Genomic DNA, 24,437 nt, shown 5'->3' on the forward strand with positions numbered 1-24,437 from the left:
CGACTCCGGAGCGCCGCCGGCCCAGCGCGTCCGCGGCGCCGCCGAAGGGGCATCAATTGCCGTAACTGACAGTTATAGAAGTACGGAGTCGTATGAGCAACAAACATGACACGTGGGTTCACCACCCGGAGTCTCCACGCCGGCACCGAGCCCGATTCGGCCACCGGCGCCCGCGCCACGCCGATCCACCAGACCACGTCGTACGTCTTCGACGACGCGGACACGGCGGCGGAGCTGTACGCGCTCCGGGCGGAGGGGCACATCTACTCCCGGCTGTCGAACCCGACGGTGAACGTCTTGGAGGACCGGATCGCCGACCTCTCCGGCGGGTCGGACGCGGTCGCGACCGGATCGGGGATGGCCGCGTTCGACGCGATCACGACCGTCCTGGCGAGCGCGGGCGACAACGTTGTCGCCAGCTCGGAGATGTACGGCGGCACGGCCGCGTACCTCACCAGCATCGCGGACCGCCGCGGGATCGAGGCGCGGCTGGTCGACACGCTCGATTACGAGGCGTACGCGGACGCGGTCGACGACGACACCGCGTTCGTCCACGTCGAGACGATCGCGAACCCCTCGCTCGTCACGCCCGACTTCGAGCGGCTCGCCGAGATCGCCCACGAGCACGCGGTCCCCCTCGTGGTCGACAACACGTTCGCGACGCCGTACTGCTGTCGCCCGTTCGAACACGGCGCGGACGTCGTCTGGGAGTCGACGACGAAGTGGATCACGGGCAACGGCACCACCGTCGGCGGAGTGGTTATCGACGGCGGGCAGTTCCCGTGGGACCACCCCGACGCCGACTACGACGAGCTCGACGGCGAGTCGCCGGCCTATCCCATCGACTTCGTCGAGCAGTTCGGCGACGCCGCGTTCGCCAACGTCGTTCGCCAGCGCGGCGTGCGCCCGACCGGCGGCCAGCAGTCGCCCTTCGACGCGTGGCAGACGATCCAGGGGCTCAACACGCTCCCGCTGCGGATGGAGCGCCACTGCGAGAACGCGCGGCGAGTGGCCGAGTTCCTCCGCGAGGACGACCGCGTCGACTGGGTGAGCTACCCCGGGTTCGATGACCACCGGAGTCACGACAACGCCGCGGAGTACCTCGACGGCTTCGGCGGGATGGTCACCTTCGGCGTCGACGGCGGGTACGAGGCGGCGAAGGCGTTCTGCGAGTCGGTCGAGCTGACGAGCTTCCTCGCGAACATCGGCGACGCGAAGACGCTCGTCATCCACCCGGCCTCCACGACGCACGCGCAGATGGACGAGGAGCAACAGCGGCTCGCCGGCGTCTACCCGGAGATGCTCCGGCTCTCGGTGGGGATCGAGGACGACGACGACGTGATCGCCGACCTCGACGCGGGGCTGGCCGCGGGTGAGCGCGCCGCGGGGGGAGGGGAGGTGTGAACCGATGAGCGCCGTCCCGACCGATCACGGCGTCGCCTCGCTCGGCGAGTTCACCTTCGAGTGCGGGCAGTCGGTCCCCGACTTCGAGGTCGCCTACGAGACCCACGGCGAGTTCGACGGCGACAACGTCGTGCTGGTCTGTCACGCGCTCACCGGCAGTCAGAACGTCGCGCGGTCGCCAGAGCCGGAACGCGACGCCGAGACCACCGGGGCCGGGCAGGCGGGGCAGGCCCGCGCGTGGTGGGACGACGTCGTCGGCCCGGGGAAGGCGATCGACACGACCGAGTACTACGTCGTCTGCGCGAACGTCCCCGGCTCCTGTTACGGGACGACGGGCCCGGCCAGCGAGCGGCCCGCGGACCTGGACCTGCGCGAGGAGCCGGACCACGACCGCTGGGGCACCGCGTTCCCGCCGGTCCAGGTCGAGGACTGGGCGCGCGCGCAGCGGCGCCTGCTCGACCACCTCGGCGTGGGGCGACTTCGAGCGGTCGTCGGCGGGAGCGTCGGCGGGATGAACGCCTTAGAGTGGGCGAAGCGGTACCCGGACGACGTCGACCGCGTGGTCGCCATCGCGACCGCCGGGCGCCTCGACGCGCAGTGCCTCGCGCTCGACGCGGTCGCGCGCCGCGCCATCCGCGCCGACGCGGATTGGAACAGGGGGAACTACTACGGCGACGACCGGCCCGACCCGACAGAGGGGCTCGCCATCGCCCGCCAGATCGGGCACATCATGTACCTCTCGAAGGCGTCGATGGAGCGGAAGTTCGGGCGGCGGTCGGCCGGCCGCGACTCCCTGACGCGAGAGGACGGTGACCTGGGCCTGCCGCCGGAGCCGACGGCCGGCTTCTTCCCGTACCGCGAGGTGGAGTCGTACCTCGACTACCAGGCAGAGGGGTTCGGCGACCGCTTCGACGCGAACAGCTACCTCTACCTCACGCGCGCGATGGACGAGTACGACCTCGCCGCGGGCCACGGAAACGACGCCGACGCGCTCGCCGCCTTCGAGGGCGAGACCCTCCTCGTGAGCTTCACCGCCGACTGGCACTTCACCGTCGAGCAGTCCGCCTCCCTCGCGGACGCTTTCCGCGAGGTCGACGTGCCGGTCGCGCACCACGTGGTCGACTCCGACCACGGCCACGACGCGTTCCTCGTCGAGCCGGAACACGTTGGCCCACCGGTCCGCGACTTCCTCGCGGACGGCGTCGACGGCCGCGCCGTCTCCGACGAGGGCGGCGACGACGGCGACGACCCCCGACCGGATTCCGACCACGCGCCCGTCCACGCGAGCCTGTTTCGGGGGTAGGAAGCACCCTTTTAAATAGCATCTGTGCGGTGGCGCGTGCCGATGAGCGCCGCACCGCGGCGCGAATCGCACGCGCGAGGGAGTCGGTGGTCCGGAGCGAAGCGGAGGACCACCGACGAGGCTGGGGAGGCGTGAGGCTGCGGTGCTGTGCGGTGCGGGGCGGGACTCGAAGGGGCAGCCGCGAGGCGGTGTTCTCCGCGGTAGCAGCTACGTATTGCCGAGCGGCTGGGGCTTCGGCGGTGTTCGTGTCGATCTGCTGTTTATAAGAACCACCTTCGTACGGCCGAGCGGCTGGGGCTTCGGTGGCGTTCGACATCGATCCACCAGCAGCAGTTTATAAGCGATCAGCTGAGACTTCGACGGCGTTCGCCGGCCACCCACAGTCGCCCATTTATAAACGATCGGTCGAGGCGGGACACGCGTTCCCCAATTATTCGTGAAGATTCACGATCAATCATGAGAACGTTCATAATTCTCGCCCACGTGGTGTGTGAGGTATGCCAGGCGGACACGCTCAGACCCTGCGACCGTTCATGTGGCGTGCGGAACGACTGTACCCGGACACGGAGATCGTCTCGCGCACCCACGAGGGGCGCACCCGGCACACGTACGCCGAGTACGCCGGCCGGACCGCACAGCTGGCGAACGCCTTAGACGACTACGGGATCGAGCGCGGCGACCGCGTCGCGACGTTCTGCTGGAACCACACGCGGCACTTTGAGACGTACTTCGGCGTCCCGAACACGGGCGCGCAGCTCCACACGATCAACCCGCTGCTGCCCGACGAACACATCCAGTACATCGTCGACGACGCCGACGACGAGATCATCTTCGTCGACCCGTCGCTTGCCGAGAAGATCGCGGGCGCCGCGGAGAGCGCCGAAGAGTTCGAGGACGTCGACTTCGTCGCCATGGGCTCGGACGGGATCGACGCGCTCGACGCGCCCGCCTACGAGGAGTTCATCGCGGACCACTCGACGGAGTACGACTGGCCCGACCTCGACGGGGACCAGCCCGCCGGCCTCTGTTACACCTCCGGCACGACGGGGAAGCCGAAGGGCGTCGAGTACACCCAGTCGATGCTGTGGAGCCACACGATGGCCTCCCAGACGCCGCAGGGGATTCCGATGGAGGACTCCGACGTCGTCATGCCGGTCGTTCCCATGTTCCACGTGAACGCGTGGGGGATGCCGTTCACCGCGGCCGCCGCTGGCGCGAAGCACGTCTACCCCGGCCCCTCGCCCGATCCCGCGGACCTCGCAGCGCTGATCGAAGAGGAGGGCGTGACGATCTCGGCGGGCGTCCCGACGGTGTGGCTCGGGCTCCGCGAGTACATCGATGCCGGGAACGACGTCGACCTCTCGACGCTCGACACCGTGATCATCGGCGGCGCGGCCGCGCCGCAGGCGCTGATCGAGTGGTACGACGAGCGCGACGTCGAGGTGCTCCACGCGTGGGGGATGACCGAGCTCTCGCCGATCGGCACCGTCTCGCACCTCAAAGACGACCTGCGCGACGCGGACTACGACACGCAGGTGAACAAGCGCGCGAAGCAGGGGCTCGTCGCCCCCGGCTTAGAGTTCGAGGTCATCGACGAGGACGGCGAGGAGGTGCCGTGGAACGGCGAGGACTTCGGCGAACTCCGGGTCCGCGGCCCGTGGGTGACGAAGGAGTACTTCAAGCGCCCGGAGGCCAACGAGGCGGAGTTCGTCGACGGCTGGCTGAAGACCGGCGACGTGGTCACCGTCGACGAGGACGGCTACATGCAACTCGTCGACCGGACGAAAGACGTGATCAAGTCCGGCGGCGAGTGGATCTCCAGCGTCGAGTTAGAGAACGCGATCATGGCCTACGACGGCGTCAGCGAGGCGGCCGTCGTCGGCGTGCCCCACGAGCGCTGGCAGGAGCGCCCCGTCGCGTTCGTCGTCGTGGCGGACGGCGTCGACCGCGAGGAGATCGTCGAGCGGATCGAGACCGGCCTCCGCGAGGAGTACCCCAAGTGGTGGGTGCCGGACGCGGTGGAGTTCATCGACGAGGTGCCCAAGACCGCTACCGGGAAGTTCTCGAAGAAGGACCTCCGCGAGCAGTACGGCGACCAGTCGCTCGTCGACGGGGCAGTACCGGAAGACGACGCGCCCGAAGAGGAGTAACGCGGACGCGAACGCCGCCGTCGGTCGTCAGGCCGTTTTTTCAGTCGTCGCGGTCGCCGATGACCCACTTGTGCGAGTAGCTCTCGCCGCACGTACAGTGGGCGTACGCGTGGACCACGTCGCCCTCGGCGTAGAGGCCGCCGACCTCCTCGTTTTGCGCCTCCGCGAACGCGAAGACGAACCGGATGTCGTGGTCGTTGTCGGGACCCTCATCTGTGTCCTCCCCGTCGTCCGCGTCGGCCGCGAACGGGCACGCCCCGTCGTCGAGGGTGCGCGCGATCTCGCCTTCGGCCCCCATCGCGGTCTTCGCGAACTCCATCGCGCCCATCCCGGTGCCGGCCTGGAACGCGGACCGCCCGGTCTCGCCGTCGAGGATCAGCCGAACGCCGCCGTCGGTCTCGGTGCCGACCTCGCGCAGCCGGGAGTCGTCGTCGAGGTACGCGTCGCTCACGTAGAAGACCACGTCGTCGAGCCGCTCGCCCGCGAGGAACTCGTCGAGGTTGCTCATGCCGGCCGGAGGCGCGTGAGCGGTAAAAGGCGTGCGTGTCGGGCCGAGCGGATCCGATCCGTTCCGCGGCCGATCGAGGACGCCGCGCGCCCGAGTCGATGGTAAATCATGTAGAATTGGGGTAACTGTTAATACGCACCACGGAGATCCGTCGCGTGATGAGCACGCAGACCAGATCCGGCGACCGGCTCGCGGAGTGGGCGCAGCTGGTCGACGAGGACGTCCCGGAGGAGCTCCGAGAGGAGCGCTCGACCGACGGATAACTTTCACCCCGCTTCGGGAAGGCTTTAGGCCGAAGGCGGCGAAGCACCGCCGATGGCGACCGAGGCCGCCGGGATCGACCGACACCTGCTCGTCGACGACTTCCTCCAGCGACGCCGCTACCAGCTCCAGCTGGCGGACGCCGCCGCCGACGAACACACGCTGGTCTGCCTCCCGACCGGCCTCGGCAAGACGACGGTCAGCCTGCTCGTCACGGCCGAGCGCCTCCACGAGGCGGGCGGGAAGGCGCTCTTCTTGGCCCCCACCAAACCCCTCGTCCAGCAGCACGCCGACTTCTACCGCGAGGCGCTCTCGGTTCCGGACGACGAGATCGTCGTGTTCACCGGCGACGTGAAGCCCGACGACCGCGCCGCGCTCTGGGACGACGCCCGGATCGTGATCGCGACGCCGCAGGTCGTCGAGAACGACCTGGTCGGCAACCGGATCTCGCTTCGCGACGTGACCCACCTCACCTTCGACGAGTGCCACCGCGCCACCGGCGACTACGCGTACGTCTACATCGCGGAGCGCTACCACGCCGACGCGGCCGCCCCGCTCGTCACCGGGATGTCGGCCTCGCCCGGCGGCGACACCGAGGAGATCGAGACGGTCTGTGAGAACCTCGGGCTCGTCAACGTCGAGGTGATGACCGAGGAGGACGCCGACGTCGACGAGTACACCCACGACACCGACGTCCAGTGGGAGCAGGTGACGCTCCCCGACGAGGTCCTCGCGATCCGCGACGCGCTCAACGAGGTGATCACGGACCGGTTAGAGAAGCTGAAGCAGCTGGGCGTGACGAACACGACGAACCCCGACCTCTCGCAGAAGGACCTCAACAAGATGCGGGGGCAGCTGAAACAGATGATGGATAACGACCAGTCGGACGGGTACAAGGGGATGAGCACCCACGCTGAGGTGATGAAGCTCCGGCGCGCGACGGAGCTGGTCGAGACCCAGTCGGTCGAGTCCGTCCGGCGCTACTTCGAGCGCCAGCGCGAGGCCGCCCGCTCGTCGGGCGCGTCGAAGGCGAGCCAGCGCATGGTCGCGGACCCGAAGGTTCGGGAGGCGATGCGGAAGGCGGAGTCGTTCGACGGGCTCCACCCGAAGTTCTCGAAGGCCCGGATCCTGCTGGCGGAAACCCTCGGCATAAACGGCGGCGAGCGCGCCATCCTCTTCACCGAGTCGCGCGACACCGCCGAGGCGCTCGTGGAGTTCCTCTCTGCCAGCTTCGACGTGCGGAAGTTCGTCGGGCAGGGCGACAAGGAGGGCTCCGACGGGATGAGCCAGAAGCAACAGCAGGAGACGCTCGACGAGTTCAAGGCGGGCGAGTTCGAGGTGCTCGTCTCCACGAGCGTCGCGGAGGAGGGTCTCGACGTGCCCGAGGTCGACCTCGTCTGCTTCTACGAGCCGGTCCCCACCGCGATCCGCTCGATCCAGCGCAAGGGCCGGACCGGCCGGCAGGCCGAGGGGAAGGTGGTCGTCCTGATGGCCGAAGACACCCGCGACGAGGCGTTCTTCTGGATCTCACGCCGCCGCGAGAAGAAGATGGCCAGCCAGCTCGCCGAGCTGAAGGCGGCCACCGACGACATCGAGGACTCCGTCGGCGACGACGGGCAGGCCGGCCTCGACGCGTTCGGCGGGGGGTCCGGTGGCGAGGGTGGCGACGGGGACGCCGAAGTCGACGCCGACGCCGACGCGGAGGCGGTCGACGAGGACGCCGACGACAGCGAAGACGGCGACGCCGGCCTCACCGACTTCGCGGCGGAGGCGCGGGAGGGCGAAGACGAGGAGGACGACGAGAGCGGGGAAAGCGACGAGGCCGACGCGACCGACGAGGGCGCCGACAGAGACGAAGACGGCGTTGTCGCGACCGCCGGCGTCGAAGACGGCGTCGAGGTCGTCGTCGACCAGCGCGAGCTGGACTCCTCCATCGCGAAGGACCTCTCGACGCGCGACGGGCTCGTCACCCGGCTGGAGACGCTCGCGGTCGGCGACTACGTGCTCTCCGACCGCGTCGCCGTCGAGCGCAAGTCGGCGGCCGACTTCGTCGACTCGATGCTCGACTCCGACCGCTCGATGTTCGAGCAGGTGGGCGAGCTCTCGCGGGCGTACGCCCGCCCCGTGATGGTCGTCGAGGGGACGAACCTCTACGGCCAGCGCGACATCGACCCCAACGCGATCCGCGGCGCGCTCGCGTCGCTCGCGGTCGACTTCGACGTGAGCGTCCTCCGCACCGAGGGCGAGGAGGACACTACCGAACTGCTCGCGACCATCGCCAAGCGGGAGCAGGAGACGCGCGACCGGGAGGTGAGCGTCCACGGCGAGAAGACGACGAAGACCCGCGCGGAACAGCAGGAGTACGTCGTCTCCTCCATCGCGGACATCGGCCCGGTCACGGCGCGCACGCTGCTCGAACACTTCGGCACCGTCGAGGCCGTGATGACCGCGCCCGAGGACGACTTACTGGAGGTCGACGGCGTGGGACCGGTGACCGCCGAGCGCATCCGCGAGGTCGTCGGGAGCGAGTACGAGTAAGCGTGGTCGGCAAAACGATATTGGAATCGAGTCGTAACGCGTTCACATGGCGAAGCGTATCGGCGTCGGCGAAGAGACGTACGACGCGCTCGCGTCACTGAAACGCGACGACGAGACCTTCGACGACCTGCTGACGCGGTTGCTTCGCGAGCGCCGCGAGGATAGCCGCTCCGGGGCTAGTTTTTGGAAAGGAAGCGACGCACCCGAGCACGCTCGGGAGACGCGTCAGGAACTGAAATCCGGATCCGATACACGGGGATCGGAGCCCTGACTCCGGGTTCACTCGAACCCGCTCACCAGGGTCACCACCCACTGTCCGAGGTCGTACTCCGCCCGGACCTCCACGCGCGTCACCCACTTCACCCACTGGAACCCCCGCCGGTCGGGCGCGACCAACCGCGCGGGCGCCCCGTGGCCGTGGCTCAGTCGCTCGCCGCCGACGTGCGTCGCGAGCAGCGCGTCTTCCGCCTCCTCGAGCGGGAGGCTCCAGCGGTATCCCGTGACGGACGTGAACCGGACGTACGCAGGCTCACGATCGGGGTTCGCGGCGTCGTCGCTCGCGGCCGCGACCCCGCCCGCCGCCTCTAGCAGGTCGCCGACCCGGATCCCGCCCCACTCCTGGACCGTGTACCAGCCGCTGGTACAGTCGAGGAGCGCCTCCGTCTCATGGCCCGCCGCCAGCTCGTCCGCCGTCAGTTCGACGGGGTCGCTCACGAGGCCGTCCACCCGGAGCCGGTAGTCGTCGCGGTCGATCGGGTCGGGATCGTCCGCGACCCACGAGGTGATCGGGAACGCGGCGTTGCCCGCGCCCTCGCGGGGCTGCGAGCCGGTGAAGCGGCGGTCGGCGCCGGCGGTGTCGAGCGCGTCGTTGACGCCCTGCTGGAGCCGGTAGGTCGCGCCGCCGGCCGCCAGCAGCGCGAAGTAGCGCACCGCGGTCCGCCGGCGCTCGAAGTCGACGCGGCGCGGGAGCCGGAAGCGGGTCGCAGCGTGCGCGGCCACGAGCGGAACCAGGGCGAGGCCGAACCCGACGTGGACGGACAGCAGGGTCCAGTACGAGAGGCGCACGTCGAGGCCGAACACCCACGCGACGCCGGTCGCGAGCGCGCCGACCGCGGCGACGAGCGTCAGGACGGAGAGCGCGGTCGACCGCCGCCACAGGCCGGGATCGGTGAGCCGGCGGCGAACGCGCGCGAGCTTCCACGCGAGCAGCGCGACGATCCCGACCCCGAGCGCGCGGTGGAGCCAGAAGAGCGGCCACCCCTTGGGGACGCCGACGGTAAAGGAGACCAGCCCGGTGACGGCCTCGGCGACGACGAACGTGAACAGCGACCAGTCGACCGCGCGCGGCGGCGGCTCCAGACGGTCGAGCGCGCTTCGAAGTCGGTCCCTCGTGACCATCTATGCGTGGTACGTGCTACCGAGTCAAAAGGATACAGCCCGCGGACGGTCGCCGCGCTCGCTACAGGTCGTAGACCTCGCCGTCGACCGCCAGCGGCTCTTCGAACGCCTCGTCGGCGGGGTAGTAGTGCGCGAGGTGGACGAGCCGCGTCCGGTCGGCGTCGAGGTCGTCGGCGAGCGCGAGCGCGCCCTCCCGAGTCATGTGCTTTGTCCCGAAGGTGCGCGGGACGCCGTCTGGCCCCTCGTGACGGCCGCCGATCGGGTGGTGTTCACAGAGCGAGGCCGGGACGATGGCGTCGGCGAGCAGGAGGTCCGGGTCGGCGAGCGCCTCGCGGGAGCGCTCGGGGACGTCGTAGCTGGTGTCGCCGGTGAGCGAGAGCGTCGCGCCCGTCTCGGGGTCCTCGATGGCGACGCCGTAACAGAGGAGCGGCGGGTGGTCGACGGGGACGAACCGCACCTCGAACCCACAGGTCTCGAACGGCTCGAAGGGGTCGCGGGCGTGGACGCCGATCCGGTCTTCGAGGTAGTCGTACTTGCGCCGGATCGTCTCCGCGACGCTCTCGTCGGTCGCGGGGTCGGTCTCGTTGGGCGCGTGGACCGGGAGCCCGTCGACGAGCCGGTAGACGTTCCCCAGCCCGTCGAGGTGGTCGAAGTGGATGTGCGTCACCAGCCCGGCGTCCGGCAGCGGGACGTCGGCGGCGAGGAACTGCTGTCGGAAGTCGGGACTGAAGTCGACGAGCAGCGACTCGCCGGTACGCTCGTTGGTCACGTGGACGGAGAAGCGCGACCGCGACACCCCGCGCTCGCGGGCCGTTCGGCAGGTCTCGCAGTCGCAGCCGACGGTCGGCGTCCCCGTCGTGTCGCCCGTCCCGAGGAGGGTGACCCGCATGGAACGTGGTGTGCGGGCCACGGCCTTAGCGTCCGCGGTCGCGGCGGGCGAGCGAGGGGGCGACGCGAGGTCGCCGCGTCGCCACCCCGGAGGTATAACTCCGGGCCGCCCCGATCCGGACCATGCACACCAGTCGCAGCCTCACCCTCGCGCGGCTCCCCTCGGGCGTGCCGGTCCGGACGACGGTCCACGCGTACGGCGAGGGCGAACTCGTCGACGGCGACGACGGCCCCGAACTCGACGCGCCCGGCGACGTCCCCGTGGTGTACGCGCAGGCCGCACAGCACGGCCGAGAGGTGAACGGTACCGCAGTCCTCCGGCGCCTCCACGACCGGCTCGTCGGGGACGCGACGGAAGCCGGCGACGGAGCCGAGTCCGGGGACGAAGCCGGCCCGACGGCCGCCGAACTCGCCGGCACGCTCGTGACGGTCCCGGTTGCGGACCCGCTCACCTTCGATCACGTCTCGTACACGACGCCGGAGTCGCTCGACTCGCGGCAGCCGAACATGAACCGCTGCTGGCCCGGCGATCGGGAGGGCTCGCTCCACGAGCGGATGGCGGCCCGGCTCTGGGCGTTCGCGGGGGAGGCGGACGCGATCGTCGATCTCCACACCGGCTCGCCGTCGATGGCGACGCACACGGTGTACATGCGCGGCGACGACGACTGCCGCGGGCTCGCGGAGGCGTTCGGCACCGACCTCCTGCTCGCGGAGGCCGCCGGGGACGACGCCGACACGGAGTGGGACGAGCGGGGCTTCGCCGGGAAGCTCCGCGTCGCCGCCACCCGCGAGGGGATCCCGACGATCACGCCCGAGCTCGCTCACAGCCGGGAGATCGTTCCGGAAGCGGTCGAGACCGGCGTGCGGGGGATGCTCGGCGCGTTGCGACAGCGGGGACTGCTCTCCGGCGACCCCGACCCGTGGGACGGGGTCGTCGCGCGCAACCACCTCGGACGGGTGATCGCCGACGAGGCCGGGCTGTTCGTTCCCGAACCCGATCTCGCCGTCGGCGACCGGGTCGCGGAGGGCGAGCGCGTCGGGGAGGTGTTCGACCCGACGACGTTCGAGACGCTCCAGGTCGCGCGCGCCGACCGCGACGGGATCGCGTACTCGGTCGCTCGGGAGGCGACCGTCACCGCGGGCGCGACGCTGGTCGGCGTCGCGGAGCGGATCGACAGAGAGTGAGAGCGAGTCGAGCCGATCAGACGTCCGGTGCTACGGCCGCCGAACGCGGATCTGTCCGTCTGCGGCGACCGTGACGAACAGCCGGCTGCGGACCTCGCGGCCGCGGACCGCGTCGCCGGCGCGGTCGCCGATCGTTTTCATCAGCTCGGGCGCGGTCTGGTTCACCTTGACGCCCGCCTCGTCGCAGGCGTCGTACACACGCTTGGGCGCGTCGTAGAGGTCGGTCCCATCCTCGATCTCGACGCGGACCGGCGCCGACAGCGCCTCCGCGAACGCGACCGTCTCGCGGGCGCGCTCGACGTTGTCGCGGGCGCTCGCCTCGACGCTGGAGACGTTCGCGCGCGAGGTTCCGAGCCGGTCGGCGATGTCCGACTGCCGGAGCCCGCGCTCGCGGAGCGCCAACACCTCCGCCTGTCGGCGGGTGAGCACGCTCTCGTCGGCGTCGAAGCCGGCTCGCTCCAGGATCGAGTCGGCGTCGACGTCCGCTGGGTCCGGCCGCCCGTCGTCTGCCACCATGTGGTCACCGATGAGCCGGCCGCTCAAAAAACGGCGGTTTCGCGCGGGGTCGAGAACGGGCGCGGGTCGCCCGAGAAATTGACGGCGTCCGGACTGTCCGTGGGGTGGGGCTCCCCCGAGACGCCGTCACTTGCCCCAGAAGTTCTCGCGGCTGCCGAGCCGCTCGCGGTCCGTGCGGTCCGGGCGACCGCGCTCGTCGTCCTCGTCGTCGTCCGCGGCCTCGTCGGTCGCCGCTCCCTCCTCGTCTTCCTCCGGGTCGTCGGGGAGGCGCTCGACCACTTCCTGCGCCGTCGCGTGACTGGACTTCACGCGGTGGATCTTGACCTCGGCGCGCGCCGGGGGCAGGAGGCCGTCGACGAGGACGATGAACCCGTCGTCGGTACGGCCGACGCCGGCCCCGCTCTCGTGGATGTCGTCGACCTCGACGACGACCGCCTCGCCGGGCTGGACCGGCTGCTGTTTCAGCTCGTAGATCGGCATGTCGTAGTGGTTACACCACTCCGCGCCGCCTTTGTTGCCGTAGTGTTGACACCCCATCCCCTGGATCCGTTCGTCGAAGCTGGGGCAGTCGTCGGCGAGTGGACAGTCCGCCATACCCTAGGGGAGACCGGCCGCGGTTGTAAACGTTTTCGACTCTCAGACCGAAATTTATGAAAACGGCCGATTCACGCGGTCGAGCGGCGGCTACTTCGAGAGGAGAACGAACGGAGAGGGCGGCGCACGGACCGAGGCACGGACCGCGTCGGAATCAAAGGAACTCGCGGACCTCGGAGTACCACATGTCGTGGTGGTCGACGGCGCCGAGCGCGTCGGCGACGTCGACCGCGATGGCGTGCCAGCAGCGCTGGTCGGGGTCGTCGGCGTCGAGGTTGTACGTCGCGTCCGCGCAGTTGCACTCCCCGTCTTCGACCACGTACTCGTCCTCGTGACCGACGACGACGGTGAAGTCGCGGTAGCGCTTCACGCGCCCCTCGCCGACGGCCTCGATGGCGCGCTGGCCGCGGTCCCCGTGAGCCTCGACGATGGCCGCGGCGATCGGGCCGGTCAGCTCCCCGGCATCGTCGATCGCCGACCGCCAGTCGTCGACCGGCTCCATGCCAACCCGTTCTCGGGCGTTCGGTTAAACAGCGTCGGTCAGATCGAGGTAGGTCGGGTCGAACCGGAGCGGGGGTCCCGACGCGTGGTTTCAACTGAAGCGGTAGCGCGGAGTCCCCTTCCTCAAGGAGCGACCGGAGGGAGCGAGTAGGGAGGCGAGGAGCGCGTTTGTGTTGGTCGCAAACACCAATCTATAAGTAGCCTATTGATCACATTGAAACTGTGGCAGACGACTACGTGCGTCGGACGGCAATCACTCGTCTCTCGGTAGACGATGAGCAACGCGAGTTGCTTGAGGAAACCATCTCCGAGTGGAAGCGTGGATGCCAACTCGCCACGGACATGGCGTGGGGCAAATACAACGCGAAAAGCGACGTACAGCCCCTCGCATACGACGACGTGCGCGAACACACCGACCTCGGGAGTCAGCACGCGATTCTCGCCACCCACCAAGCCGCACAAGCCATCACCGGCTGTATCGAACGGAAGGCGAAGGACAAGAAGGTGAGTAAGCCCACCTTCACCGCACCCACGGTGAAATACGACACCCGGACCATGACGGTATTTGATGATGATACGGTGTCACTCTCCACCACAGAGAGTCGCGTACGGTGCGACCTAGCCCTCTCTGACGCCGACGATGGCTACCAACGGCAATACCTCGACTCTGACAACTGGAGCGTCACGGAAAGCACGCTCACCGTCCGTGACGGCGACTATTTTTTACACATCGGCTTCCGCCGACCCAAGACCGACACCGAACGGAACACCGCCGAGGACGGGACGGTCCTCGGGGTTGACCTCGGTATCGAAAACCTCGCCGTCACAAGCACCGCCTCCTTCTTCAGCGGGCGGGAGTTAACCCACGATCTCCGCGAGTTCGAGAAGGTACGCGCCGGACTCCAACAGACTGGGACGAGGAGTGCCCATCGGACGCTCGAACGATCGAGCGGCCGTGAACTTCGCTACGTTCGGGATGTACTCCACCGAGCATCCAACGCTATCGTCTCGGAAGCGCTCCGGTACGAGTGCGACGTGATCGCGTTCGAGGACCTAACCAATATCCGCGACCGTACGGGAGCGTCGTGGGGACACAAGTGGGCGTTCCGAACGCTGTACGAACAGGTGGAATATAAAGCCGAAGCGGAAGGTATCACGGTGAAGCAAGTTGGATCGGCATACACATCCCAACGGTGCGCCGAGTGTGGATTCACGGCAGACGAGAATCGCCGAACTCGCAACGACTTTCGATGTGTGAAGTGTGAGTCGGAAGCGAACGCGGATTACAATGCGGCGAAGAACATCGGGATGCGGTATGTCCGTCGAGGCCAACAGTCGTCTCGGCGGACGGGCGACAGTCAACTCGCCCTGAAGTCTGGAACTGTGACACCGAGTGGCGGATTCACCGCCTACCCGGACGGGTTTGAGGCCGAGTTCATGGACAAGCCCCACCCTCAACGAGCGAACCCATCAGGGTGAGCGAAGTAGGGTGGGGTAGTTGACGCCGCTCCCCCGCTTCCGGCCGCCATGGACGAGACGTGCCAGCACTTGGCGTACCGCGAGGAGGGCGACGGGCAGTCGTTCGAGACCGCCCGCGCGTTCTGTACCGTGACGGGGTCGTTCGTCCAGCCCATGCGCGCGGACGTCTGTAACGCGCGGTACGGGCTCGACCCCGAGACGGACTGCGAGTTCTACGCGGAGGCGGAGCCGGCGACGGCCGACGGCTCGGACGCCGACCGATGACCTACGACGACTACCTCGACGGGAAGCCGGCGGTCATCACCGCGGCGCTCACCGGCGGCGTCCACGGAAAAGAGGCGCACCCGGCCCTCCCGGAGACGCCCGCGGAGATCGCGGCGGCCGCGGCCGCCTGCGAGGACGCGGGCGCCAGCGTGCTCCACCTCCACGCGCGCCGCGAGAACGGCGAGCGCGCCTTCTCGACCGAGCGGTTTCAGGAAGTCGCGGACGCGGTCCGCGAGGCCACCGACGACGCCGTCCTCCAGCACTCCACCGGCGGGACCGCTGCCCCCGATGCGCTCCGGCACGAGCCCCTGCGGACCGACCCGGCCCCCGAGATGGCGTCGCTCGACATGGGGCCGCTCAACCGCTACGACCGGCTCACCTCGGAGAACACGCGCGATCTGGTGGCGTCGCTTCACGCGGAGATGAAAGAGCGCGGAATCAAGCCCGAACTGGAGGTGTTCAACGACGGCCATCTCAACGAGTCGCTGGCGATTCTCGACGACCTCGACGACCCGCCGTACCTCAACTTCCTGTTCGGCGGCGGGACCACGTCGCCGCCGCACCCCCGGAACCTGGTGAACCGGGTCGAGGCGCTGCCGGAGGGTGTCGAGTTCAACGTGATCGGGTTCGGCCCGCACCAGCTTCCCATGACGACCCAGTCGCTGCTGCTCGGGGGGCACGTCCGCGTCGGTCTGGAGGACAACCGGTACTACGAGCGCGGCGAACTCGCGACGAACGAGCAGCTCGTGGCGCGGGCGGCGCGGATCGCGGAGGAGCTCGGTCGGCCCGTGGCGACACCGGAGCAGACGCGGGAGCTACTGGGGCTGCGAGGGCGGTAACGGGAGTATGCGTTGCGAACTCCAATATCGACGCGGTATTTAAACGAAGCGGGAGGTGGCGACGGTTACTTATAAATGAACGACGCGGTGGCGCGTGCCTGCGAGGCCGCTCCGCGGCCGAGCAGCACGCGCGAGGGAGTCGGCCGACCGGAGGGAGGCCGACGAGGCTGGGGAGGCGTGAGGTGCGGTGCGGAGCGGTGCGGGGTGGGACTCAAAGGGGCAGCCGCAAGGCCACAGTAGGCGACGTAAGCACCGCAGCGAGCAACACGAGCGAGGAGCGCAACGAGCGTACTGTGGCCTCGCGGCTGGGGCTCTGGAGGTCTCCGCCGCAGATTTGTTCTCGACCATTTATAAACGAGCGGCTGGGGCTTTGGCGGTGGTCGTCGCCGATCCGCTGACGACTATTTATAAATAAGCGACTGAGAATTCGGAACGACTCTCCGCAGAGCCGCCGATTATTTATAAACAACCACGCTCGGAGAACGCTCGATCCTACTCCAGTACGATCAGCACGTCGCCCATGTCGACGCTGTCGCCCTCGCCGACGTGGACGCTCGCGACGGTGCCGCCGCGCTCGGCGACCACGTCGTTCTCCATCTTCATCGCCTCGAGGACGCAGACCACGTCGCCGGCGGCGACCTCGTCGCCCTCGTCGACGTCGACCGAGAGGATCGTCCCCTGCATCTCCGCGTCGATGGCCTCGCCGCCCTCGGCCACGTCGACGCCGCCCTCGTCACCGCCGTCATCGGACGTCGCCTGGGGCGGGCGCTGAGCGCCGCCCGCACCGCCCCCGCCCGAGCCGCCCTCGGGTACCGGGATCGCGGGCGCGCCGCGCTCCTCTAACTCGACGTCGAAGCGCTTGCCGTTCACCTCGACGGTGAACTCGCGTTCGGTGACCTCCTCGTCGTCGCCCCCGCTCGACGACGATTCGGTCCCCCACTTCTCTTGCGCCTCGGCGACCAGCTCGCGGTCGAGCTCCTCGTCGAGGTACTTCGTCGTGTGCGTCCCGTCGACGAACCGCTCGTCGTCGAGCATGAGCCGGTGGAAGGGGACGATGGTGACGACGCCCTCCAAGTCGTACTCCGCGAGCGCGCGCTTCGAGCGGGCGAGACACTCCTCGCGGTCCGAGCCCCACACGATCAGCTTCGCGATCATCGAGTCGTAGTCGGTGACGAGCTCGTCGCCCTGCCGGAGCGCGTCGTCGACGCGGACGCCGATCCCGCCCGGCGGGTCGTACGTCTCCAGCGATCCCTCGTTGGCGGGCTGGAAGTCGTCGGCGGCGTTCTCGGCGTTGATCCGGAACTCGATCGCGTGCCCCTCCAACTCGACGTCGCCCTGCGAGACGGAGAGGCCCTCGCCGCTGGCGACCCGGAGCTGCTCTTTGACGATGTCGATCCCCGTCAGCTCCTCCGTGACGGTGTGTTCGACCTGGATCCGCGTGTTCACTTCGAGGAAGTAGAACGGCGTGTCGGGGCCGAGCGGCTCGGACGGGTCGCGGTCGGGGTCCTCCTCGACGAGGAACTCGACCGTCCCGGCGTTGGTGTAGTCGGCGGCGGCGACGCCGCGGCGGGCCGCCTCGCCGATCTTCTCGCGCAGCTCGTCGGAGAGCGCGGGGGAGGGCCCCTCCTCGATCACCTTCTGGTGGCGGCGCTGGAGCGAGCAGTCGCGCTCGCCGAGGTGGACCACGTCGCTCTCGGTCACCGGGGCGTCGGCGCCCGCGTCGTCCGACGCCGCCGGGTCGTCCGCGACGATCTGGACCTCCACATGGCGGGGGGTCTGGAGGTAGCGTTCGAGGTACACCGAGTCGTTCGAGAAGTACGCCTCGCCCTCGCGTTTGGCGGATTCGAGCGCCTCCTCGGCCGCCGCGGCGCTCTCGACGACCTTCATCCCGCGGCCGCCGCCGCCGCCCTCCGCCTTGATCGCGACGGGGTAGCCGTACTCGTCGCCGAACTCCGTGACGGCGTCGACCTCGGTCACGGGCTCCGTCGTCCCGGGGACGATCGGCACGTCGGCGTCGTCCATCACGCGGCGCGCGTGCGTCTTCTCGCCGAGCCGTTCCATCGCGTCGCTTTCGGGGCCGATCCACGTGATCCCGTCGGCGGCCTCGACGCGGGCCGCGAAGTCGGCGTTCTCCGCGAGGAAGCCGTAGCCGGGGTGGATCGCGTCGGCGCCGGCCGACCGCGCCGCCTCGACGACGGCCTCGCCGTCGAGGTACGAGTCGGCCGCGCGGGCGGGCCCGACGTTGTACGCCTCGTCCGCGTACCGGACGTGGCCGCCGTGCTTGTCGGCGTCGCTGTAGACGGCGACGGTGTCGACGCCCAGCTCCGCGCAGGCGCGCATCACCCGGACCGCGATCTCGCCGCGGTTCGCCACGAGAACCTTATCGAACATTCCTGTCGGTTCTTCCACGAACTGCTACCAAACTCTGTCGGTCCGTGCCGAAACGAACAGTCGGTCCGTGCCGGGACGAATGATCGATCCGTGCCGGGACGGTTAAGGGGGTCGCGGGCGCCACGATGAGGTATGCTCGACGCGGGAAACCCGTACGTGCTGCCGTCGGTGTTGGTCGGCGCCGCCGTCTATCTCGGGCTGACGGTCGCCACCGAGGCGTCGCTTCCGATTCGGATCGGCGCGCTCCTCGTCTTCGTGGGCGTCGTCCCGGTCGTCCTCAACCGACTGCTCGGCGACCGCGGCGGACCGACGGGACTCGGCGACGGCGACGAGTCGACCGCCGCGACGGCGGGCGAGGACGCCGGCGACGAGGGGACGCGCTGAGCGACCGACCGCGGGAGATGTTACCATAGGTATATACGTCAGCGGACGTATCTCCGAACGCGCCCTGAGGCAGGGCCGGGTCGACAGTGCGACGGTTTGACGCCGCGCTGTCGGGGGAATGTACGCGACCGGACGCCTCCGCGTCCGGCGACTCCGTTCGACGTGTCGACTACTCGACCAGCGACGGGTGTATCGACCGAAACGGAAAAACCAGCGCGGCGCGGCCGCGGAAACCAGCGCGGCGCGGCCGCGGAAACCAGCGCGGCGCGGCCGCGGAAACCAACGCGACGCGGCCGCTATTCAGAAACGGTCGCTGCGACCGGCCGCGCTCCACGGGTCTGTAGGCGCGTCGGCGGGGACGCGCACCCGGCGACGGTGGAGCCGCTCGATCCGGCCGGCGAGCCCCCAGCGGTCCTCGTCGCGGCCGTCGTCCACGTCGCTCGCGGCGGCCGCCGCGGCGAGTTCGCCGTCCCGGAGGTGCGCGGCGACCGCGGCGGCGATGGCGGCCGCCTCGTCGTCGCGGGCGTCGTCCGGGATCGAGAGACCGGCAATCGGGAGGGCTTCGTCGGCGGTCTCCCCGTCGACCGGGTCGTCGTCGGCCGCCATCAGATCGGGATGTTACCGTGCTTCTTCGCGGGCTGGTCCGTGCTTTTCCCCTTCAGCATCCGCAGGTCCTCGACGAGGCGCGCGCGCGTCTCGGCCGGCTCGATGACGTCGTCGACGAAGCCGCGGTCCGCGGCGGTGTAGGGGTTCGCGAACTCCTCGCGGTACTCGTCGATGAGCTCCTGTCTGCGCGCGTCGGGGTCGTCGGCCTCGGCCAGCTCCTCGCGGTAGAGGACGTTGACCGCGCCCTTCGGCCCCATCACCGCGATCTCCGAAGTGGGCCACGCGTAGTTGACGTCGCCGCCGATGTGCTTCGACGACATCACGCAGTAGGCGCCGCCGTACGCCTTCCGGGTGATGACGGTGAGCAGCGGCACGGTCGCCTCCGAGAAGGCGTACAGCAGCTTCGCGCCGTGCCGGATGATCCCGTTGTGCTCCTGATCGGTGCCGGGCATGAAGCCGGGCACGTCCTCGAAGGTGAGGATGGGGATGTTGAACGCGTCACAGAAGCGGACGAAGCGCGCGCCCTTCTGGCTCGCCTCGATGTCGAGCGTGCCGGCGTTCACGCGTGGGTTGTTCGCGACGATTCCCACCGAATGCCCGTCGAGCCGAGCGAAGCCGACGACGATGTTCTTCGCGAAGTTCTCGTGCACCTCGAAGAAGGAGCCCTCGTCGGCGACGCTGCCGATAACGTCTTTCATGTCGTACGGCTTCCGGGGCGCGTCGGGGACGATCTCCGCGAGCTCGTCGTCGGCGCGCTCGGGGTCGTCCCACGGCTCGACGCGCGGCGGGTCCTCCACGTTGTTCGCCGGGAGGTACGAGAGCAGCCGCGCGATGTTGTCTAACGCCTCCTCCTCGCTCTCCTCCGCGAAGTGCGCGACGCCGGAGGTAGAAGAGTGGGTGACCGCGCCGCCCAGCTCCTCGAAGCTCACCTCCTCGCCGGTGACCGTCTCGATGACGTCCGGCCCGGTGATGAACATGTGCGAGGTGTCTTTCACCATGAACGTGAAGTCCGTGATGGCCGGGGAGTACACCGCGCCGCCGGCACAGGGGCCCATGATCGCCGAGATCTGGGGTATCACGCCGGAGGCCTCCGTGTTGCGTCGGAATATCTCGGCGAAGCCGCCGAGCGAGGCGACCCCCTCCTGGATCCGGGCGCCCGCGGAGTCGTTGAGGCCGACGACGGGCGCGCCCACGTCCATCGCCTTGTCCATCACCTTACACACCTTCTCGGCGAACACCTCGCCGAGCGACCCGCCGAAGACGGTGAAGTCGTGCGCGAACACGAACGTCTTCCGGCCGTTCACTTCGCCGTAGCCGGTCACCACCCCGTCGCCCGGGATCTGCTGTTCCTCCATCCCGAACGTGTGGTTGCGGTGGGTGCGGAACCGGTCGAACTCGTGGAAGGTGCCGTCGTCGAGGAAGTAGTCGATCCGCTCGCGGGCGGTCATCTTCCCTTTGTCGTGTTGCGACTGGATCCGTTCTTCGCCCCCGCCCTTCGCCGCCCGCTCGCGGCGCTCGCGGAGGTCCTCGATGCGGTCGTCCATTGTCACGGCGGACCACCCTGCGTCATTACCTCGTGGGTCGGCGACCGCCGTCAAAAGGGTTCCCCTATCCGACGTTTCGACGTTCGACATCCGTCGAATCCGCGCCGCGACGGCGACGGCGAAGCGGGGGCAGCAGGGGTCGACGGCGTGACCGCCGCGGAGCGGCCCTGCTTCCGGTTCACACGGGGACGGGCGGTTCGACGCTTTTAAACCTCCGATGGACCTCTCTCCGATGAGACAGGCTTCGCCTGTTTCACTGACCCGTAGGAGCGACCTGCGTACTACGGAGGTGAAAATGGCAGACACAATACAAGAGGCCGTAACCCTCGCACTCGACGATGCGCCCGAGCGGAACTTCCGCGAGACCGTGGACATCGCGATCAACCTGCGAGACCTCGACCTCAACGATCCGTCGAACCGTATCGACGAGTCCGTCGTGCTGCCGGCTGGAACGGGGCAGGAGACACAGATCGTCGTCTTCGCGGAGGGCGAAACCGCCGTCCGCGCAGGGGACGTCGCTGACGAAGTACTCGACAGCGACGACCTCGAAGACTTAGGAGACGACGACGACCGCGCAAAGGACCTCGCCGACGAGACCGACTTCTTCGTCGCGGAGGCCAACCTGATGCAGGACATCGGTCGGTACCTCGGTACCGTCCTCGGTCCGCGCGGGAAGATGCCTACCCCACTACAGCCGGACGACGACATCGTCGACACAGTCAACCGGATGAAGAACACGGTGCAGCTCCGGTCGCGCGACCGGCGCACGTTCCACACCCGCGTCGGCGCCGAGGATATGGGCGCCGACGCGATCTCGGACAACATCGACGTCATCATCCGGCGGCTCGAAGCGAACCTCGAGAAGGGCCCGCTCAACATCGACGGGATCTACGTGAAGACCACGATGGGTCCCGCGAAGGAGGTGCCCGTATGAGCTCGGTCCGCAAGACCGAGACGATCCCCGAGTGGAAACGCGAGGAGGTCGACGAACTCGTCGAGTTCATCGACTCCTATCAGTCCGTCGGGATCGTCGGCGTGGCCGGCATCCCGAGCCGGCAGCTCCAGGCCATGCGCCGGGAGCTCCACGGCTCGGCAGCCGTCCGCATGAGCCGCAACACGCTCACGAACCGGGCGCTCGAGGAGGTCGACGACGGCGTCGAGGCGCTGACGGAGTACGTCAGCGGCCAGGTGGCGCTCGTCGGCACCAACGACAACCCGTTCGGCCTCTTCAAGCAGCTCGAAGCCTCGAAGACCCCCGCCCCGATCAACGCGGGCGAGGTGGCCCCCAACGACATCGTGATCCCCGAGGGCGACACCGGCGTCGACCCGGGACCGTTCGTCGGCGAGCTTCAGACCGTGGGCGCGTCCGCGCGCATCATGGACGGCTCGATCAAGGTGACCGAGGACTCGACCGTGTTAGCGGAGGGCGAGGTCGTCGACGACGACCTCGCGAACGTCCTCGTCGAGCTCGGCATCGAGCCCAAGGAGGTCGGCTTAGACCTGCGCGCCGTCTACTCCGAGGGCGTCCTGTTCGAGCCGGACGAGCTCGAAATCGACGTCGACGAGTACCGCGCGGACGTCCAGTCCGCCGCGGCCGCCGCGCGCAACCTCTCCGTCAACGCCGCGTACCCGACGGCCGCCACCGCCGGCACCCTTCTCGCGAAGGCGTCCGGCGAGGCGAAGTCCGTCGGCCTGTTCGCGGAGATCGAGAGCCCGGACGTCGTGCCCGACCTGATCGGGAAGGCCGACGCCCAGCTGCGCGCGCTCGCGGCGCAGATCGACGACGAAGAGGCGCTCCCCGAGGAGCTCCAGGGCGTCGAGGCGGCGCCGGCGGCGGAGCCGGCGACCGACGACGCCGACGAGGAGGAACAGGCGGACGAAGACACGGAAGACGCCGAGGCGGCCGACACCGACGACGACGCCGACGACGACGGCGACGACGGCGGCGAAGGACTCGGCGCGATGTTCGGATAACACGAGGTACACACCAATGGAATACGTTTACGCTGCGCTCATCCTGAACGAGACTGGCGAAGAGATCAACGAAGACAACGTCAGCGGCGTGCTGGAAGCCGCCGGCGTCGACGTCGAGGAGTCCCGCGTCAAGGCGCTCGTCGCCGCGCTGGAGGACGTCGACATCGAGGAGGCCATCGAGACGGCCGCCGCGGCCCCGGCCGCCGGCGCCGCCGCGGGCGGCTCCGCGGACGCCGACGAGTCCGCCGACGAGGCGGACGACGACAACGAGGACGAGGCCGAGGCCGCCGACGAGGCGGACGACGACGACGAGGACGAGGGCGACGGCGGCGAAGGGCTCGGCGAGCTCTTCGGCTGAGCCGGCGCCCCACCGACGCCGACCGCGTCGACCGATCACCGATTTTTCCGACGCGCCAGTATCCGGAGTGATAACGCCGTCCGCGATTTTATATTGCGATCCCGGAAACGGTGAGGCGATGAAGATCGTCGACGGCGACAAGGCGGAGTGCGACCGGTGCGAGTCGGTGTTCCCGCTCGCGGACGTCTCCCTGTTAGAGAAGGAGACCAACCGCAACTACGAGCGGGTACTGTGCGACGAGTGTCTCGAGATCGTCGGCGTGCCGCGGGGGTACACGCTGCGGCGGGACATCACGCACCTCGCGACGTGAGCGGCCGGCGGCGGGTCTCGGGAGCGCTACCGAGTACGCGTGAGCCGGGACGCGGGGAACCCGTACCGCTCGCGCTCCGAGAGCGGCGTTTCTGGTCGAGCCGAGTCGACGTAGACGGCCTCGACGACGGGCTCGTGGGCGCCGTAGGCGGCGTTCGAGTCGTAGGCGGCGACGGGGCGCCCCTCGTCGGTCCGGTACGCGTCGGCCCGTTCAGTCGTGACCGCGACCACGACGAGGCGGTCTCCGGTCTCGCGGTCGCGGACGACCGCGCCCGGGTCGAAGGCGTGTCGCTCACAGAGGTGCGATCCCCCGTCCTCGGCGGGGACGAACGTCTCGGTTCCGCAGACCGCGCAGGCGCCGACGCGCTCGTCGGGAGCCGGGACCGACTCGGCGGTCACCGCCATCGCGACGCGTCGGAGGTGTTTGCACCGCGCGCCGCGGATCGCGTGGTCCGGGCACGTGCAGCTTCCGGCGTCGACGTCGACGACGTACGTGCCGCCGTCGGTCTCGACGACGTACCGACCGTCCGGGAGGGTCCGGATCGTCATCGCCTCCGAGCGGGCGCGCTCGGCGCGCTCGTCGAGGTCGGCGGCGCGGGGCGGGTCGGCGGCTGGCGGCGCGGCCGCGTTTCTGGTGTGGGTCATGTGACGACCGCGAGGCGGGGGCCTCGCTACGTCCGAACGTTGGGGCCGCGAACTCGTAAATCCACCGCCAAACCGGGGTGGAGACGGCGATTCGTCCGGTTCGGGGGCGGAGACCCCTCGCCGCGCTCATCGAAGTCCTTTTTTAGCGGCGACGGGAAGCCGCAGACATGGAAATCGACGCGGAGCTCCGTCGGCAGATCACCGTCTCGCTGGCGGCGGCGGCGGTGTTCATCGTCGGGCTGGTCGCCATCGGGGTCACCTTCGGCGGGTCGACGGTCCTCCCGGAGGCGGGAGCGATCGCGCTCGTCGCGCTGTTGGCCGGGTTCGTCCTCCTGATGGCCGGGGTCGGGACGTACCTGATGCGCGCGGAAGACGAGTCCTAGCGGGTCCGAGCCGCC

At 69.2% G+C, this 24,437-nt stretch carries 25 protein-coding genes; 15 read left to right on the plus strand and 10 right to left on the minus strand.

What is annotated here, in order from left to right; translation table 11 throughout:
* Positions 1-105 precede the first annotated feature (105 nt).
* The 3 genes from F3H13_RS09475 (at position 106) to F3H13_RS09485 (ending at position 4,857) form a co-directional block, all read left to right on the plus strand.
* Positions 106-1,404: an O-acetylhomoserine aminocarboxypropyltransferase/cysteine synthase family protein gene (locus tag F3H13_RS09475; RefSeq protein ID WP_149798793.1), complete on the plus strand. Its 1,299-nt coding sequence runs from the start codon at positions 106-108 to the stop codon at positions 1,402-1,404.
* Positions 1,405-1,408: 4 nt separating this feature from the next.
* A complete protein-coding gene (gene metX / locus F3H13_RS09480) occupies positions 1,409-2,707 on the plus strand; it encodes a homoserine O-acetyltransferase MetX (protein ID WP_149798794.1) in 1,299 nt (432 codons plus the stop codon).
* Between the two features lie 497 nt (positions 2,708-3,204).
* Entirely contained in the window at positions 3,205-4,857 is a 1,653-nt protein-coding gene (locus tag F3H13_RS09485; protein WP_149798795.1) for a long-chain fatty acid--CoA ligase, read from the plus strand.
* Positions 4,858-4,897: 40 nt separating this feature from the next.
* Here the strand turns inward: F3H13_RS09485 and F3H13_RS09490 are convergent, their stop codons facing one another.
* The gene (locus F3H13_RS09490; protein ID WP_149798796.1) at positions 4,898-5,365 is read right to left on the minus strand and encodes a DUF5807 family protein; all 468 of its coding nucleotides are present in this window, start codon (positions 5,363-5,365) and stop codon (positions 4,898-4,900) included.
* Positions 5,366-5,680: 315 nt separating this feature from the next.
* Between F3H13_RS09490 and F3H13_RS09495 the strand changes: the two genes are divergently transcribed.
* Both F3H13_RS09495 and F3H13_RS09500 read left to right on the plus strand, forming a co-directional pair.
* A complete protein-coding gene (locus tag F3H13_RS09495; RefSeq protein ID WP_149798797.1) occupies positions 5,681-8,164 on the plus strand; it encodes a DEAD/DEAH box helicase in 2,484 nt (827 codons plus the stop codon).
* Positions 8,165-8,210: 46 nt separating this feature from the next.
* Entirely contained in the window at positions 8,211-8,435 is a 225-nt protein-coding gene (locus F3H13_RS09500) for an antitoxin VapB family protein (RefSeq protein WP_149798798.1), read from the plus strand.
* Between the two features lie 8 nt (positions 8,436-8,443).
* Here the strand turns inward: F3H13_RS09500 and F3H13_RS09505 are convergent, their stop codons facing one another.
* A complete protein-coding gene (locus tag F3H13_RS09505) occupies positions 8,444-9,562 on the minus strand; it encodes a molybdopterin-dependent oxidoreductase (RefSeq protein WP_149798799.1) in 1,119 nt (372 codons plus the stop codon).
* 61 nt (positions 9,563-9,623) lie between these two features.
* Positions 9,624-10,451, minus strand: a complete 828-nt coding sequence (locus tag F3H13_RS09510) for an MBL fold metallo-hydrolase (RefSeq protein ID WP_149798800.1) — start codon at positions 10,449-10,451, stop codon at positions 9,624-9,626.
* A 122-nt stretch (positions 10,452-10,573) separates the two neighbouring features.
* Here F3H13_RS09510 and F3H13_RS09515 point away from each other — a divergent pair, with 122 nt between their 5' ends.
* Positions 10,574-11,635: a succinylglutamate desuccinylase/aspartoacylase family protein gene (locus tag F3H13_RS09515; protein WP_149798801.1), complete on the plus strand. Its 1,062-nt coding sequence runs from the start codon at positions 10,574-10,576 to the stop codon at positions 11,633-11,635.
* Between the two features lie 30 nt (positions 11,636-11,665).
* Here the strand turns inward: F3H13_RS09515 and F3H13_RS09520 are convergent, their stop codons facing one another.
* From F3H13_RS09520 to F3H13_RS09530, 3 genes are all read right to left on the minus strand, one after another.
* Positions 11,666-12,151 (minus strand): Tfx family DNA-binding protein, encoded by a 486-nt coding sequence (locus F3H13_RS09520; protein ID WP_149798802.1) that lies wholly within the window; start codon positions 12,149-12,151, stop codon positions 11,666-11,668.
* Between the two features lie 126 nt (positions 12,152-12,277).
* On the minus strand, positions 12,278-12,745 hold the full coding sequence (locus F3H13_RS09525) for a TRAM domain-containing protein (RefSeq protein WP_149798803.1): 468 nt from the start codon (positions 12,743-12,745) through the stop codon (positions 12,278-12,280).
* A gap of 154 nt (positions 12,746-12,899) precedes the next feature.
* Positions 12,900-13,247: a hypothetical protein gene (locus tag F3H13_RS09530; protein ID WP_149798804.1), complete on the minus strand. Its 348-nt coding sequence runs from the start codon at positions 13,245-13,247 to the stop codon at positions 12,900-12,902.
* Positions 13,248-13,468: 221 nt separating this feature from the next.
* Between F3H13_RS09530 and F3H13_RS09535 the strand changes: the two genes are divergently transcribed.
* From F3H13_RS09535 to F3H13_RS09545, 3 genes are read left to right on the plus strand one after another with little or no spacing between them, the layout of a single operon-like run.
* Positions 13,469-14,725, plus strand: a complete 1,257-nt coding sequence (locus tag F3H13_RS09535; RefSeq protein WP_149798805.1) for an RNA-guided endonuclease InsQ/TnpB family protein — start codon at positions 13,469-13,471, stop codon at positions 14,723-14,725.
* A gap of 48 nt (positions 14,726-14,773) precedes the next feature.
* Positions 14,774-14,989 (plus strand): hypothetical protein, encoded by a 216-nt coding sequence (locus F3H13_RS09540; RefSeq protein ID WP_149798806.1) that lies wholly within the window; start codon positions 14,774-14,776, stop codon positions 14,987-14,989.
* A complete protein-coding gene (locus tag F3H13_RS09545; protein ID WP_149798807.1) occupies positions 14,986-15,828 on the plus strand; it encodes a BKACE family enzyme in 843 nt (280 codons plus the stop codon). The genes F3H13_RS09540 and F3H13_RS09545 overlap by 4 nt, the downstream gene beginning before the upstream one ends.
* Before the next feature lie 492 nt (positions 15,829-16,320).
* On the opposite strand, the gene F3H13_RS09555 is transcribed toward F3H13_RS09545, so the two are convergent.
* Positions 16,321-18,219: an ATP-binding protein gene (locus F3H13_RS09555; protein ID WP_149798809.1), complete on the minus strand. Its 1,899-nt coding sequence runs from the start codon at positions 18,217-18,219 to the stop codon at positions 16,321-16,323.
* Between the two features lie 132 nt (positions 18,220-18,351).
* Between F3H13_RS09555 and F3H13_RS09560 the strand changes: the two genes are divergently transcribed.
* Positions 18,352-18,603: a hypothetical protein gene (locus tag F3H13_RS09560; protein WP_149798810.1), complete on the plus strand. Its 252-nt coding sequence runs from the start codon at positions 18,352-18,354 to the stop codon at positions 18,601-18,603.
* Positions 18,604-18,903: 300 nt separating this feature from the next.
* On the opposite strand, the gene F3H13_RS09565 is transcribed toward F3H13_RS09560, so the two are convergent.
* Both F3H13_RS09565 and F3H13_RS09570 read right to left on the minus strand, forming a co-directional pair.
* Positions 18,904-19,209 carry a hypothetical protein gene (locus F3H13_RS09565; RefSeq protein WP_149798811.1) on the minus strand — a complete coding sequence of 102 codons (306 nt, stop codon included), beginning with the start codon at positions 19,207-19,209 and terminating at the stop codon, positions 18,904-18,906.
* Positions 19,209-20,753 (minus strand): acyl-CoA carboxylase subunit beta, encoded by a 1,545-nt coding sequence (locus F3H13_RS09570; RefSeq protein WP_149798812.1) that lies wholly within the window; start codon positions 20,751-20,753, stop codon positions 19,209-19,211. The genes F3H13_RS09565 and F3H13_RS09570 overlap by 1 nt, the downstream gene beginning before the upstream one ends.
* 295 nt (positions 20,754-21,048) lie before the next feature.
* Here F3H13_RS09570 and F3H13_RS09575 point away from each other — a divergent pair, with 295 nt between their 5' ends.
* The 4 genes from F3H13_RS09575 (at position 21,049) to F3H13_RS09590 (ending at position 23,395) form a co-directional block, all read left to right on the plus strand.
* A complete protein-coding gene (locus F3H13_RS09575; RefSeq protein ID WP_149798813.1) occupies positions 21,049-21,687 on the plus strand; it encodes a 50S ribosomal protein L1 in 639 nt (212 codons plus the stop codon).
* Positions 21,684-22,727 carry a 50S ribosomal protein L10 gene (locus F3H13_RS09580; RefSeq protein WP_149798814.1) on the plus strand — a complete coding sequence of 348 codons (1,044 nt, stop codon included), beginning with the start codon at positions 21,684-21,686 and terminating at the stop codon, positions 22,725-22,727. Before F3H13_RS09575 ends, F3H13_RS09580 begins: the two co-directional genes overlap by 4 nt.
* A 16-nt stretch (positions 22,728-22,743) precedes the next feature.
* Complete coding sequence (gene rpl12p, locus F3H13_RS09585) at positions 22,744-23,085, plus strand: 50S ribosomal protein P1 (RefSeq protein WP_149798815.1); 342 nt, start codon at positions 22,744-22,746, stop codon at positions 23,083-23,085.
* A gap of 118 nt (positions 23,086-23,203) precedes the next feature.
* Positions 23,204-23,395: a hypothetical protein gene (locus F3H13_RS09590; protein ID WP_149798816.1), complete on the plus strand. Its 192-nt coding sequence runs from the start codon at positions 23,204-23,206 to the stop codon at positions 23,393-23,395.
* Between the two features lie 26 nt (positions 23,396-23,421).
* On the opposite strand, the gene F3H13_RS09595 is transcribed toward F3H13_RS09590, so the two are convergent.
* Positions 23,422-24,039: an SWIM zinc finger family protein gene (locus F3H13_RS09595; protein WP_223174400.1), complete on the minus strand. Its 618-nt coding sequence runs from the start codon at positions 24,037-24,039 to the stop codon at positions 23,422-23,424.
* A 167-nt stretch (positions 24,040-24,206) separates the two neighbouring features.
* Here F3H13_RS09595 and F3H13_RS09600 point away from each other — a divergent pair, with 167 nt between their 5' ends.
* On the plus strand, positions 24,207-24,422 hold the full coding sequence (locus F3H13_RS09600) for a DUF7472 family protein (protein ID WP_149798817.1): 216 nt from the start codon (positions 24,207-24,209) through the stop codon (positions 24,420-24,422).
* Positions 24,423-24,437: the final 15 nt, after the last annotated feature.

Source organism: Halorubrum xinjiangense (genome assembly GCF_900102375.1).
Lineage (GTDB): Archaea > Halobacteriota > Halobacteria > Halobacteriales > Haloferacaceae > Halorubrum > Halorubrum xinjiangense.